This window comes from Paenibacillus sp. FSL F4-0236 (assembly GCF_038000135.1).
GTDB lineage: Bacteria > Bacillota > Bacilli > Paenibacillales > Paenibacillaceae > Paenibacillus_AQ.
This window is the reverse complement of the sequence record NZ_JBBOBK010000001.1, coordinates 2,685,088-2,698,497: the sequence shown is the minus strand read 5'-3', so window position 1 is coordinate 2,698,497 and position 13,410 is coordinate 2,685,088. Positions and strand designations below refer to the sequence as shown.

The 13,410-nt window shown below is 39.1% G+C and carries 15 protein-coding genes and 1 pseudogene; 13 read left to right on the top strand and 3 right to left on the bottom strand.

Annotated features, from left to right (window positions below):
- Nucleotides 1–106 precede the first annotated feature (106 nt).
- From NSQ29_RS12285 to NSQ29_RS12260, 6 genes and pseudogenes are all read left to right on the top strand, one after another.
- Nucleotides 107–907: an aminoglycoside phosphotransferase family protein gene (locus NSQ29_RS12285; protein WP_341125184.1), complete on the top strand. Its 801-nt coding sequence runs from the start codon at nt 107–109 to the stop codon at nt 905–907.
- Between the two features lie 76 nt (nt 908–983).
- Nucleotides 984–1,337: a VOC family protein gene (locus NSQ29_RS12280; protein WP_042188233.1), complete on the top strand. Its 354-nt coding sequence runs from the start codon at nt 984–986 to the stop codon at nt 1,335–1,337.
- 256 nt (nt 1,338–1,593) lie between these two features.
- The gene (locus NSQ29_RS12275) at nt 1,594–2,175 is read left to right on the top strand and encodes a TetR/AcrR family transcriptional regulator (RefSeq protein WP_339803959.1); all 582 of its coding nucleotides are present in this window, start codon (nt 1,594–1,596) and stop codon (nt 2,173–2,175) included.
- A gap of 23 nt (nt 2,176–2,198) precedes the next feature.
- A complete protein-coding gene (locus NSQ29_RS12270) occupies nt 2,199–2,822 on the top strand; it encodes an HXXEE domain-containing protein (RefSeq protein WP_341125183.1) in 624 nt (207 codons plus the stop codon).
- A 349-nt stretch (nt 2,823–3,171) separates the two neighbouring features.
- Nucleotides 3,172–3,744 (top strand): NUDIX domain-containing protein, encoded by a 573-nt coding sequence (locus NSQ29_RS12265; protein WP_340969436.1) that lies wholly within the window; start codon nt 3,172–3,174, stop codon nt 3,742–3,744.
- Nucleotides 3,745–3,914: 170 nt separating this feature from the next.
- Nucleotides 3,915–4,511: pseudogene (locus NSQ29_RS12260) on the top strand (tyrosine-type recombinase/integrase).
- A 129-nt stretch (nt 4,512–4,640) separates the two neighbouring features.
- Here the strand turns inward: NSQ29_RS12260 and NSQ29_RS12255 are convergent.
- A complete protein-coding gene (locus tag NSQ29_RS12255; RefSeq protein WP_341125182.1) occupies nt 4,641–5,075 on the bottom strand; it encodes a DUF3888 domain-containing protein in 435 nt (144 codons plus the stop codon).
- Between the two features lie 360 nt (nt 5,076–5,435).
- On the bottom strand, nt 5,436–6,191 hold the full coding sequence (locus tag NSQ29_RS12250) for a VCBS repeat-containing protein (protein ID WP_341125181.1): 756 nt from the start codon (nt 6,189–6,191) through the stop codon (nt 5,436–5,438).
- A gap of 295 nt (nt 6,192–6,486) precedes the next feature.
- On the opposite strand from NSQ29_RS12250, the gene NSQ29_RS12245 reads away from it, so the two are divergent.
- From NSQ29_RS12245 to NSQ29_RS12235, 3 genes are all read left to right on the top strand, one after another.
- The gene (locus NSQ29_RS12245) at nt 6,487–7,401 is read left to right on the top strand and encodes a phosphotransferase (RefSeq protein ID WP_341125180.1); all 915 of its coding nucleotides are present in this window, start codon (nt 6,487–6,489) and stop codon (nt 7,399–7,401) included.
- 129 nt (nt 7,402–7,530) lie between these two features.
- Nucleotides 7,531–7,983, top strand: coding sequence for a DUF6678 family protein (locus tag NSQ29_RS12240; protein WP_341125179.1), 453 nt, complete (start codon nt 7,531–7,533; stop codon nt 7,981–7,983).
- A 146-nt stretch (nt 7,984–8,129) separates the two neighbouring features.
- Complete coding sequence (locus NSQ29_RS12235; protein ID WP_076286185.1) at nt 8,130–8,588, top strand: NUDIX domain-containing protein; 459 nt, start codon at nt 8,130–8,132, stop codon at nt 8,586–8,588.
- Nucleotides 8,589–8,978: 390 nt separating this feature from the next.
- On the opposite strand, the gene NSQ29_RS12230 is transcribed toward NSQ29_RS12235, so the two are convergent.
- A complete protein-coding gene (locus NSQ29_RS12230; protein ID WP_341125178.1) occupies nt 8,979–9,677 on the bottom strand; it encodes a MerR family DNA-binding transcriptional regulator in 699 nt (232 codons plus the stop codon).
- Between the two features lie 157 nt (nt 9,678–9,834).
- Between NSQ29_RS12230 and NSQ29_RS12225 the strand changes: the two genes are divergently transcribed.
- The 4 genes from NSQ29_RS12225 to NSQ29_RS12210 all read left to right on the top strand — a co-directional run bounded on the left by NSQ29_RS12225 (nt 9,835) and on the right by NSQ29_RS12210 (nt 13,256).
- Nucleotides 9,835–10,701 carry an alpha/beta fold hydrolase gene (locus NSQ29_RS12225; RefSeq protein WP_340969443.1) on the top strand — a complete coding sequence of 289 codons (867 nt, stop codon included), beginning with the start codon at nt 9,835–9,837 and terminating at the stop codon, nt 10,699–10,701.
- Nucleotides 10,702–10,782: 81 nt separating this feature from the next.
- Nucleotides 10,783–11,472 carry a hypothetical protein gene (locus NSQ29_RS12220; protein ID WP_341125177.1) on the top strand — a complete coding sequence of 230 codons (690 nt, stop codon included), beginning with the start codon at nt 10,783–10,785 and terminating at the stop codon, nt 11,470–11,472.
- 252 nt (nt 11,473–11,724) lie between these two features.
- The gene (locus NSQ29_RS12215; protein ID WP_339271338.1) at nt 11,725–12,351 is read left to right on the top strand and encodes an RNA polymerase sigma factor; all 627 of its coding nucleotides are present in this window, start codon (nt 11,725–11,727) and stop codon (nt 12,349–12,351) included.
- Entirely contained in the window at nt 12,348–13,256 is a 909-nt protein-coding gene (locus tag NSQ29_RS12210; protein WP_341125176.1) for a hypothetical protein, read from the top strand. The genes NSQ29_RS12215 and NSQ29_RS12210 overlap by 4 nt, the downstream gene beginning before the upstream one ends.
- Nucleotides 13,257–13,410 lie beyond the last annotated feature (154 nt).

The window sequence follows — 13,410 nt, the reverse complement described above, 5'->3', positions numbered from 1 at the left end:
AAACAATAACTTGTAAATATTGTTATTATTAGAGAGGGAGTTTTCATCGCTAAGAGGTCAAAAATCTGCAATAGGTAATGCACTGAAAAGAAAAGGAATGAACCTAATGCCTAAGGAAGAAGTATTAAAAGGCGGTAATGTAAATCATATAGTCCGTATGGCGAACACTGTTCGCCGCCCTATAGGTTATTGGAGTCCGAATGTTCATGAACTACTCAAACATTTGGAACAACAGGGCTATGAGGGAGCACCGAAATTCCTCGGAATCGATGATTCTGGTCGTGAAATATTGACATTTATTTCTGGAGAAGTTGCAGGGAATAATTATCCAAACCTTGAACCGTATATGTGGACGGACGAAACGCTTGTGGGTCTGGCACACCTTATACGTCGTTTCCATGATGTGACTACAGTGTTTAGGCCCAATATGGAAGACAGATGGCAGCTTAGCTATGCCGATGATGCCGAACATGAAGTGATCTGTCATAATGACGCAGCATTGTATAATGTTGTCTTTCAAAAGGAGGCTCCTGTGGCGCTCATTGATTTTGACATGGCAGGTCCAGGTCCGCGTATGTGGGACATTGCGTACACCCTTTACACATCTGTTCCACTTGCGAGTTTTGCACCTGACCATACTTCTGGAACCATAGTAGCATACCAATGTGAAATACATGACGTAGAGCGACGTCGGCGAATTCATTTGTTTTTTGAAGCTTATGGAATTCCCGTCCCAAATAATCTGCTACAGTGGATTATACAACGTTTGATAGTACTGTGTGATACGTTGAGAAATGGTGCTGCTGATGGGAATCCTGCCTTTCAGAAAATGGTTGATGAGGGTCACTTGGCCCACTATGAGAGTGAGATTAGGTTTGTAACAGATCATTTCGAAGATTGGATATAAAAATCGGATATTTCGCTCTCGGACAGGATCATTGAATAAAATTAAAAAAGTATACCATTAGAATTGAGGTCTGAGAATGAGTGTAAAACGAATTGTCACAAATATTAAAACGCAGAATGTTTCGGCAGCAAAAAGCTTTTACCAGGACGTACTCGAGCTTGATTTATTGATGGATCATGGTTGGATTGAAACATACGGCTTACTGGGGAAGGAGAACATTCAAATAAGCTTCGCATCACAGGGCGGCTCCAATACGCCTACTCCTGATCTATCGATTGAAGTTGATGATGTCGATGCAGTGTTTGAACGTATGAAGAGTGCTGGATATACGATAGAATATGGACCTGTTGATGAGCCTTGGGGTGTTCGGCGATTCTATGTCCGCGACCCATTTGGCAAACTTATCAACATCCTTGCTCATGGACATTAGATAAACGGTCACGGCGTGCAGAAATCTAGATTGTTAAACAAACTTGAAACGATAGTGGAGGAGCTTCCTATAGGGGAGCTCCTTTTATTATTAAACTAACGGGCAGGATAGTCACAATGAGACTTTGATACTTGGTTTGATTCCGGATAAATAAAGTTGCAAAAAGGAAAAATATTGCTATACTAAGTTTAAACGTTATTTTAAACGTTATTTAAAATGTTGTTTAAATCAGGGCAAATATACTTGGAGGTTGCGTATGGAGACAGACAAAAAGTTGGAAACAAAAGAGAAGATTATGCGTGCCACACTGGAGTTGACCAAACAAGAAGGCTTTGAAAGGATCACAATAAAAAAAATTGCAGAAGCCTCAAGCACGAATGTCGCTCTAGTTAACTATTACTTTGGGTCCAAAGAAAACTTGTTTAGCGAGTCCATCAAATTGATATTGAACAGCTTTCAGCATACCTTTGCCATACTTGACGATTTCTCTATATCCTCACGGGATAGATTGAGGCAATTTTTACTAGATTATTTGCAAGTGATCCGTCAATATCCCGAATTGCTCTCCAGAATCATCCTGATGGGCAATACCGTTTTCTCCTCGCAGCATGAATATGGATCATTTTTGAATCTATTGGGGTTTCCTAAGATACAAAATACTTTAAGAGAGTTAACCGATGAACAGCAGCCAGAGCACCTGATGACTATGACGATGCAGATTTTTGGAGCGCTTTTTCTACCAGCACTTATGAGTCCTATTCTAGAAACAGGAGCTTCCGTGAAGATTGCACCTATAGAGGAACAGATTGACTTGCTCTTTGCAAGATACTTTCATTAATAAACTCAGATTGAGGTGATTAAATGAATTTTTTGAGAAAATATTGGCAGGATATAGGACTATTCATTGGCATTGTTATATGCATTTATCTTCTAATGAACTGGGAAACAATACCGCGGATAAACAGCATATTATGGTTAAGCTTTGTGGCGATCCTTCTTCATCAGTTTGAGGAATACCGCTGGCCAGGGTACTTTCCAGGCATATTCAATATAGCCCTGTTTAAAAGTGAATCCCCTAACAACTATCCATTAAATAAACAGTCGGCAATGATTATTAATGTGGTCATCGCCTATGTGTTCTACTTGCTCCCTGTATTCTTCCCGTCAGTAGTATGGCTGGGGATGGCACCTGTTTTAATGGGCTTTTTCCAAATCATTTTCCATGGAGTCGTCATTAATATAAGAGCAAAAAGCATGTATAATCCAGGATTAGTCTCCGCAATTATTGTACATTTACCGGTGGGGATCTGGTACATCAACTACTTATATGAGCATCATTTAATAACCCTCTCAGACTGGATTTGGAGCGCAATTTATTTTGCCATAGCTGTTTATATTTTAATAGTGAAAGGAAATACATGGATGAAAAACAAAAACTCCATTCACAAATTTTCGCAAAAACAATTATGGTCTTTTCGTAAGTAGGTCCTCATAACCCACCAGAAGGTCCAGTTGTTATAACTCTTGATGTAAAATTAGACAGGGTTAATGTAACTAAAATTGAAGGATGATTATTTTCTCAACTAACGGGAAACGTTAGTTCAACAACACACAATGATGAGTAGGTGCTTCGTATCCTGCTCTTTTTTATTAAACTAACGGGCAGATTAGTTAAATAACAAAAACAGGAAATAACATGAAATTGGTGAATAATATTCTTATATTCCGTTCGAAAGGATGAGAAGATGTATGATTTAGATCTTCGACAATAGTTATGCCGTTCATTGCGCAAACGGAGAACTTTAGTTTAAAAATCCAGGAGCAGTTTGCTACCATGGCAGCTGCTCTTGTTAACGTTAAGCTATTGGGCAGAGTATTTCCAATATGCGCTAATATAAAATTAAATATTAGTGAGCAGAGAGGTCATCAGAATATGAGGATTGTTGTAACCGGCGGAGCGATAATAAGAGATAGCAGAGGTAGAATTTTATTGCAGCAGAGATCGGATTACGGCGATTGGGGATTGCCGGGCGGAGGAATGAATCCAGGTGAGACTATTCAAGAGACAATGATACGAGAGGTTATTGAGGAGACCGGATTATCTGTTAAGGATTGTGAATTTTATGCAGTATATAGCGGCCCTAGAATGGAATATACCTATCCTGACGGGAACAAGGTAGTATTCGTTATGTTTCTTTTTAATGCCTGGACTAATCATAATGAACTTTTATCAGAAGATGGAGATATGATAAATTTTCAGGATGATCAATTTGAATCATTGAAATTACAGTTCTGGAATATTAGCGACATCTCACTGGATCAAATAAACAGCGTCCAACGGCCTGTCTTTGAAGATTTGCTAAATGGAAATAAAAATATACTAAGATACAAAACACTAATTCGTTGAGCTAACGGGAAATGCTAGTTTAATACTGCAGGCAGATTAAAACCTCTCTCTAGAAGCAAACTAGATTTGATAGTTACTAGAAGCCAAACAGCCTTGGTCATCGAATTCGTTTTGTTCGTTCTCTTTTCCGCTATGCTTATGAAGAGACGTATCTGACTTCAAATCCTTCTTTGAAATTGAGAGAACCCAAATTAGATAAGCGCATTCCTAAGTTTTTGATTGAAGAAGATGTCATACACTTGAAAATCTCATGTCAGTCCGTCAGGGAAAGAGCACTGCTTGAGTTTCACTATAGTACCGGCTGCCGGGTTGGGGAGGTAGAAAAGATCAACATCGAAGATCTAAACTGGGAGAACTGCTCAGCAATCGTAAATGGCAAGGGATCGAAGCAAAGAGAAGTTTACGTTACGACAGAGTGCAAAGTATGGTTAAAAAAGTACCTGGCTAGCCGTGAGGATTCCTGCAAAGCCTTATTTGTTACCGATACGCATCCAACAAAACGAATGGCTATACCTACAATTAGGTGGGCAATAAAACGGCTTGCAGATCGGGGAGAACTTGAAGTGAATGTGTACCCGCATCGCTTTTGACATACATATGCATGCCAACTCCTTGATAATGGTGCTCCCTTAGACTTCATTCAAGGAATGCTCGGTCATGACAAGGCATCGACCACTCAAATATACGCGCAACTCCGAGGCGAAAGTCGGAGAGAGCTTTGTCGCCATTACAAACTAAAGGGCAGTTATGTTAAACAAGATAAGTAGAGGTTTTATGTCGCATTTGACGCAAACTGTGCAGTAAGGGAGTGCAGTGAGAAAACTCAGTCTTTCGCGGTATCTCTGAACGAAAAACAAAGTCATACTGCCGCCATGTTGATGGACTGAAGTTTCCCGTTACTTCAATAGATCTTGATAATTGGAGGGAAAGTCATTCTTATTTGGTCCTTTAAGATGTTCAAATTTTTTGAGTTCAATTCCAAATGGTGAGATCCGATATGTAAAAACATCTTCGCCGATAGGGATATGAGGGCCAATTGTTGGATGCGCATCAAGTGTGATCAAAAAATCAAAGCCACGGAAGCCATTAACCCTTTCGATTTGCTTCACATCAACAAAATAAGGATAAATATCGGGTTGAACCGGTACAGTAAATACATGTGAGTATACCTCTTCAAGTTTATTTCGCATATGCGGTAGTAATTGCAAAACAAGCATATCTTGAAGTTGTAATTCCCTTGAGTCCTCAAGCGGCTTCTCAACTGCATTGCAAAATGGACTTTGTGTTCCAACCATTGATATTAGGATTACAAAGCAAATTAATACCTTCATGAGCCATTATCCTTCTTTCATCTTAATTCACTATACAAACAAACTTAATATATCCAGTAAAGAAATGTGTATTCATTTATGTATTCTGCCGTTATCTTAAAGAAGCTTTTTCATCGAGAGTCTTAACGATTGTTACGCAGTACGAAGATATTATGTAATAAAAGAAAGCATGCTTGTTCAACTAACGGGACACTATAGCTCAATAACACCAGGACGAAGTTGCCGACATGAATTGGCAGCTTCGTTGTGCTAACGGGCAGTTTAGTTTAAGGAAAAAGTCTATTGATACATAGGAATGAATTTGATGGATTGGACGAATGTGAGCGGCTAATGCCTCTCTGAATACCATTACAGAAATGATCAGTAAAGGCTGATTAACCTCGTACCAAGTATAGCTACAGACAATCGTAAGGATGTAAATTGAGTGCCATTCCAAGTCATTAGGTTTTCGACATACCCTATTGTATCGGAGTTAGAAGTACCAATAATACGTTGAATAGCAAGTAAATCATAACCCATACTTTTTTCGTTTGTAACTATGGGATATAATGCACCTAAAGCAAGAACCTCACCTTTGATTGGTTGCTTAAGTTTACCATTTTCTTTGTAATATTGTGATAAGTAGTCATAGTCTTTATTACTAATGTCTATTGTAAACAACACGTCAAGATGAGGACTTCCTACGCTCACTTTGTAAAAATCTTCATAATTTACATTGAACTTATACTCTTTATTATATTTTTCAACATCAAACATTTCATGTAGAATGTTATTCTTGAAGGAATAAATATAAAAAGTACCATATCCGCCGCTTCCTCCAGAATCAATACTTACTAAAATGTCCTGTACATTATCCTTAGAAAAATCCCCAAGGAATAGCCTAGCACTATATCCCGCATTGTTTTGAAGATTTACCGTTGTACTTTGATTAGAAAGTCCATCTTGAATAATAAGCGTAATATTATCTGCAAAGATTCCATTGGATTTATCTCCATATAAATACACGTTATCAATTATTCCGTCCCCATTTACATCGCCTTGTTTCATATCAAGCAAAGAAATTTTTCTTAAATGAGTATAGTTACCATACGAATGCTTTTGAATTTGTTTGTACAAATTAAACATCCCCTTATCATAAGTCGAATACCCTATGCCTACAAATATGTAGGTTAATGACTATATGATTGTGTAGATGCCCATGTAGGAAATGAAAATTCATTATTGAGCAGCGTAGTTTATTAACGCTGGGCTTGCGCTGCATGGATGGCTAACGGGACACTATAGCTCAATAACACCAGGACGAAGCTGCCGACATGAATTGGCAGCTTCGTTGTGCTAACGGGCAGTTATGCGTAACTTTCAGGGAATGTAAACGTCTAAATAAAGTAAGGAACGAGGAGGCAGATATTTCATGGGAGGAACGAATGTATGGGATGCGGAGTGGGAGGTTAACGAAGAGCAGGCGCGGACGCTGATCGGCAGACAATTTTCTCAGCTGTCATCGAAGCAAGTGAAGCGATTGGGCTGGGGCTGGGACAATACGGTTTTTCTCATCGGTGATGAGTACGTGTTCCGGTTTCCAAGAAGAACGATTGCAGTTGGCTCGATTCGTATGGAAGGGAAGCTGCTGCCGAAGCTGGAGGCATATATGACCATCCCCTATCCGAAACCGTTGTTTTATGGTGAAGCAAGTGACGAATACCCGGCACCATTTCTTGGCTATGCCTACGTGCCAGGAGATTTCCCCATCGGTTTGACGGAAGAACACCGGGCTTTATCGGCAGAGACGCTGGCGAAATTTTTGCGGAGATTGCATGAGTTTCCGGTGCAGGCGGCGCTGAAGTGCGGAGTTCAGCAAGATCATCGAAGCTTGACGGACATAGCATCGCGCAAAGTGAAATTGGAGGGCTTTCTATCGAAGGTGGTTGAACACTTGTCGCCGGAGGAATCCGGTGTGATCGAAGCGTATATTAGCAGGCTGCAAACGGACCGTGTCGAGGCGGTGAATGTACTGCTACATGGCGATCTTCATTTCAAAAATATGCTTGTGAATGAGAACGGGATCGTTTCCGGCATCATTGATTGGGGCGATCTGAGCGTAGGCCATCCGGCTTGCGATTTGAGCGTTGCTTACAGCTTTTTACCACCTTACGCTCGCGGCGTGTTTTTCGAAACTTACGGAGGAGCGGACGAGGAAACGAAGCTGCTGGCGCGGCTGATCGCGGTATACATCCCCGTACTGATCTTGATGCAAGCGGTCGATGATGGGAATGAAGCGATTGCGGCAGAGGCGAAATCCAACATCATGCGAGCACTGTCGGATTAGGCTCATTATTTCTTTGCAGCTATGGGGCGATGGCTATCGGCACCATTTTGTCGTTTAAAGGCCGCGATAAGGTACGATTCGCCTTCTCTGATGCCGCTTTATGTTGTTTATTCAGGAGGTTTTTTTATTGTGGGTTATGAACTGGATTTTAAAAAAAGGGTACATGAAGTTATTACACAGAAACAATTATGTTCAGTTATGAATGACACTAAGTGGGGAAACTTACAAAGTGATGTAATAAATAAACTCCCTTTTACCCCGCCATATCAAGCTAAGTATGTATTAGATGATGTACTTTATCCAGAGAACTTTGAAACCGACGTCTGGTATTTAGGGGATTGGATAGAAGGACCTTCACCTTTTTTTTCTGTAGAATGGATACGGGTTAGACCAAGGTATCAGAAGCACAAGGGGAATCTGCTTCCTCCTGAATTAATTGACATAAGTAAAGAATTTCTTTCGATTTTACATGAATTAAGAATTCCGTATAGAGAAGAAAACAATACATTTTTCATTTATGGATACATTTCAAATACTGACTCACTTTTCAAAGGTAATCAATTAGCTAACGGGACACTATAGCACAATAACAACTGCTGCCGGCTTTATCTGAAGCCTATTAAAGTAACGGGCAGAATAATTCAACAATTCAATTCTTGAAAGGACTTTACCTTAAAAGCCTAGAATAATCAACTTATGTATTTCTACCAAGTAAGGAGCTACTATAAATGCGGATTGTTGTAACTGGCGGAGCAATTATAAGAGATAGTAAAGGAAGAATTTTATTGCAGCAAAGATCCGATTACGGAGACTGGGGATTACCAGGCGGAGGCATGAATCCAGGTGAGACTATCCAAGAGACAATGATCCGGGAAGTTATTGAGGAAACAGGATTAACTGTTACGGATTGTGAATTTTACGCTGTATATAGCGGTCCAAGGATGGAATACTCCTATCCTGATGGCAACAAGGTTGTTTTTGTTATGTTTCTTTTCAATGCCTGGACTGATTATAATCAGTATTTATCTGAGGATGGGGATGCGATAAGATATCAGGACGATCTATGCGAATCGTTGAAATTACAGTTTTGGGATATTAACGATATCTCACTGGATCAAATAAACAAAGTTCAACGACCAGTTTTTGAAGATATGCTAAACGGGAATACAAATATACTTAGATCTTAATACACCAGTTCGCTGAACTAACGGGACACGTTAGTTCAATAAACTAGCGGCTGTCTAAATAGTTCCGAGATTCTGCCGTTTACAAGGGGGCATCGTTATTGGACGATAACAGAGAGGGTGTATTCATGAATACACCCATCAGGGTGGTAACGCGAAATCAACTCCGTCCCTTAAGGGAGGAGTTTTTTGTGTTCTTATAAATGATTTTAAGAAGGATTAATTATGTTCCAAAAAATCTATGCATTCGATCGAATTCTGAGCCAGAATATGTTTATTGCTGTAAGGACTTCTTGCCGAAAGAAGGGGTATGCAGGTGCACTGGTATTTGAGTTAAGTTTTCTTCTTTTTGGGAAGATTGCTTGTTGATATCAAGTTATCAAGTTATCAAGTTTAATAGTATTTCACATATTTCATAAGCTCAGCGATCCCTAAAAACTTCTTCATTAATTGACTGTTTAATTTTTGTAACGCAAGCTCGAATGACAATTCTACTTTTTTATAGTTTTGTGTCTCTATTTCATTCAGGAGTTGTTTCATGTTCTCGATGTAATACACGGTTTTCCTTAAACTGCTGATCAGTATAATCTTTCTTAATTCCGTTATAGTATAGACCCTATAGCCGTTGTCTTTGTTTCTGTTAGAAGTAATAAGGCCTTCTTGTTCCCAATGTCGAATGGCTGAGGGCTTAACGCCTGCCATTTGTGCAACTTCACCAATAGTCATTGCATTTGTGACCTCTAAATCGTTGTATTTTGATAAATCTGCATTTCGGAACATGCGTAACACATCCTCTAACCTATGCTTTTCCGTTTGTGTATTATGCTGTTCCTGATTGATTGACCAAAGTGCATCCTCAATTTGCCGAGCTTTAATCTTTCTCATCACATCGTACACAACTGGAATCTCATATCCTTGTAAAAGTTCCCGAATCGTAATAAAAGCTTGGACATGAATGTCTGTATAACACCGGCGATTGCTAGGAGTCCTCGGGACTTCTGGAACTAAGCCTTGATCTTCATATCTTCTTAATGTAGTGGTACTTACATTTAATTTCTTAGCTATCATTGTTGGTGTATAATTATCTCCCATAATCGTCATCGCCCCAGAACATTAAAGTTAAACCTTCAAGTGCTACAACAACATTAAATCTAATTTAATTAGATATATCAAGGCTTAGTATGGGATAAACCGAAAGATTGCATGAATGTTATATGATATTTTTATAAAACAGTAAGGAGAGGATTGTTTGAAAAAAATCATACGATTAACCAACCATTCAGCAATAGAAGTAGGATTGACAGGAGGATCAGATCGTCCAACCATTATGTTACCTATCGCTAAAAAATCCGTGTACAATCAGGAGGCAGAAAATCTAAAGCTATGGGGCGTAGATCCTGAATTAGGTAAACATTTTGTTGAAGGTCTAGCGGATACGTTTCAAGTGCTTTATTTTGATTATGAAGGTCATCTCTTTCAACATCCAGTGGACAACTTAACCGTAGACCATATTGTGAAGGATCTGCTCCTCATTGCTGATGAAATGAACGTTAAGAGCTTTAGCTACTACGGTTATTCCTGGCTAGCTTTAATTGGACTACAATTGGCTATCAGAACAAATCGTCTGGAAAGCTTGGTCATGGGAGGTTTTCCGCCTTATAATGGTCCCTATCAAGAGATGCTGATTGTAACTCAAAAAACACATACCCAAGCTTTGAATAATCAAAATGAGGCAGCTGAAAAAAGCTCTATGGAAACAGAGAATCCTGATGAGATAGACTGGGACAACATCAAAGTATCAATGGATACCCGTGTAACAGCTCAATTTGTTGCCTTATACGAGAGCCTCACTGCTTTTGATGATCGTAGTATTCACCAATTGCTTAGTCTTCCAAAATTAGCTTTTGCAGGAGAAAATGATACTATCGTATATGGTGAGAATTTTGGAAATGTTACCGTTGATATTGCTGGGATATTAAAGAAGAATACGACGAAGCTGTGTGATTTAGGCTGGGATGTTGAAGTGCTAACGGGAAGCCAAATGGATCATACAAAAGCTATGCAACCAGCCATGGTAATACCATTAATTAAGCCCTGGTTTATAAAACAATTATGAATACAGACTGGACTGTAATTCGGGAGCAGTTGTACCCCAGCTGTAAATGAAAGTGAGAGGGTTACAATTAACAAGCTTATTTTGCAAGTAGCATCATCGGTTTTAGCATTTAGTTTACTCGTTGCCTGTAACCATCAACAAGTCAACTCATATACTCAGGAACAAAAACCATCAGAGGTTAGCTTATTTCCAAAAAACGATCTCATGGATTCTATTGTAATTGACGCAGTAAATGAGGATAAATCAATTCGGGCGGAACAGCAAACGGAAAAGGGAACATTATTGATGATAGCCAAAGGTAGAGAAGAACTTGGGCATTTGGTCGTATCGAGCACGATGGGACAAGAGGGTGATCAGACGTTTCAGAGTAATTACTCTATTATCTACAGACAGGGAGATCAGGACAAAGTCTTAATGGAACTACCCAATTACTTGTTTTTTCGACCATCCAGCAAAAAAATATCTTTTGAGAAGCTGAGTTTTAAAGAAGCTGAGGTTTACATCCTTACTCCTCAATATCAAACAGGTCATGGCGTGGAAGGATATATTTTCGCGATTGATAAGCAAAATGAAGATGTATTCCCATTAGAAATCGTAAAGAAGGATCAAGTCTCGAAAACACTTCTTTATTCAGAAGCTGAGCCTTTACCAAGTGTCGAAAATAATATCTTAGTAGTCCATCCACCAGTTGGAGCAGGTACACAAGAAGCAGATGCAAAAGATATCTTTTACAAATTGGATTTAAACAATAAACGGTTTGTGGCTGAATAGCATGATTTGAACAAAAAAAAAGGTCAGTTCACGAAATCGCGGAGCGTCTATGCTTCTATCATGAAGCTACAGCAATTCCTCTATAGTTTCTACTTTTAATATATTGGCCGGTGTTGCCCATTATAGGGTACACCGGCTTTTTTCATAGGAATCAAAAGGATAAGATCACACGTCATATTATTGGCATTGAATGTCGAAGCTTATGAAGACATAAAATGATTTCCCGCACTAGTACATAAGAAAAAAACTTTTTTGCAACCAAAACCCTTCTTTTCTTACTTTATAAGTGAGGCCTTAATCAAACTGAACGGAAGTGATGGAGTGGACGATAGTGAAATCATACAGCTGTACTTTGCCCGCAATGAAACAGCAATAGAAGAAACATCCAAAAAATATAGAAATTATTGTACCAAGATTGCTCATAACATTCTGTCTAATTTTGAAGACTCGGAAGAATGCGTGAACGATACCTTTCTAGGAGCGTGGGAAACGATACCGCCGAAGACGCCTGCTAAGCTCTCATCTTTTTTGGGGAGAATCACACGAAATATCGCGTTAAATAAACACGATTATTACATGGCCAAAAAGCGGAATAAAACATTCGATACGATTCTTGATGAATTAAATGATTGTTTATCCTCTCCAGACAATGTCGAAAGTCAATATGAGGAAGAACAAATCGCTGAATCCATAAGCAATTTCCTGCTGAAGATTAACGAAGATCATCGGAATATTTTTCTGAGACGTTACTGGTATTCCGATTCTTTGGCTGATATCGCAACTCGATTCTCAATAAGTGAAAGTAAAACGAAATCGGTTCTTTTTAGAACACGAAAAAAACTCCAATTATACCTTATGAAAGAGGGCTATATCCTATGAATAATAAAGATCTATTTAAGACTATTGGTTATGTAGACGGCAATCTGGTGGAAAAGGCCGACACTGCGAGGCGTACTAATAAGAGAACATATGCGAAGTGGGGAACCATGGCTGCTTGTGCTGCACTTGTGTTAGGAGTGGCCATTTATACATCTCCTCTAAAGTCATCATTAACAAATTCACCACAAATCTCGCAGCAAACCCCAGTCTCAGCGCCTACCGGAGTTCGGAAAATTTTAAATTACAACGGATTTCGTTATGCATTCGTAAGTGATGGTGCTCAGTTTAAGTTCAAAGGAATGAAGCCTGAAAAATCACTTGGTACCATAGATTTTGATATTAACCAAGAGATTGGGAAGAACAATGGAGGAGAAGTTGTAGAAAAGGATTTTTCGTCTACGTTCGCTGTTGGAGGTAAGTTATATGAGATTCCGACGTACCCATCCCAATTCCGCATCGCTGTTAAAGTTGAGGAGCATTATTATTTGGCAGAAATCGTAGCGAAGACTAACGATTCTACGATGACCGCTAAGGAATATCTGGATATGTCTAATCTAAAAGAGCATGCAAAAGATATTCATGTTCTTAATCATGTGGGAAATGACGTGTTAAAGAAAATGACAGATCATGCTTCTGTAGAGTCTATCATTGATGGGCTGTACAGCGCAAAAACAGCTGATTTAAGTAATAAAGAATACGAGGCTATTGCAGAGGCGCAATCCCAAGGAAAATCGTATCAGTTAAAGTTCAACCTCAAGGATGGAACCTATATGGGCATGTATATCATTCCTGAATTAAAAGTCGTATCTATGGGAGATGCTTACTATCATTTGCCTGACACCTTCTTTAAACAATCCGGCGAACTTTTTTCAGGGCTTAAACAAGAAGTGTTGCCACTTTATTGAGTAAAAATGTAATGCGTTGAATTGACGTGGTAATTGAAAGGCAGGGACTAAGGTGATAAACCTTGTTCCTGCCTTTTTGTTTTAGAACTAAGAGTATGAACATGGTTCCTTCAATTACCAGTATATTTACAGGTAGGATAAAACTGAGAATAAA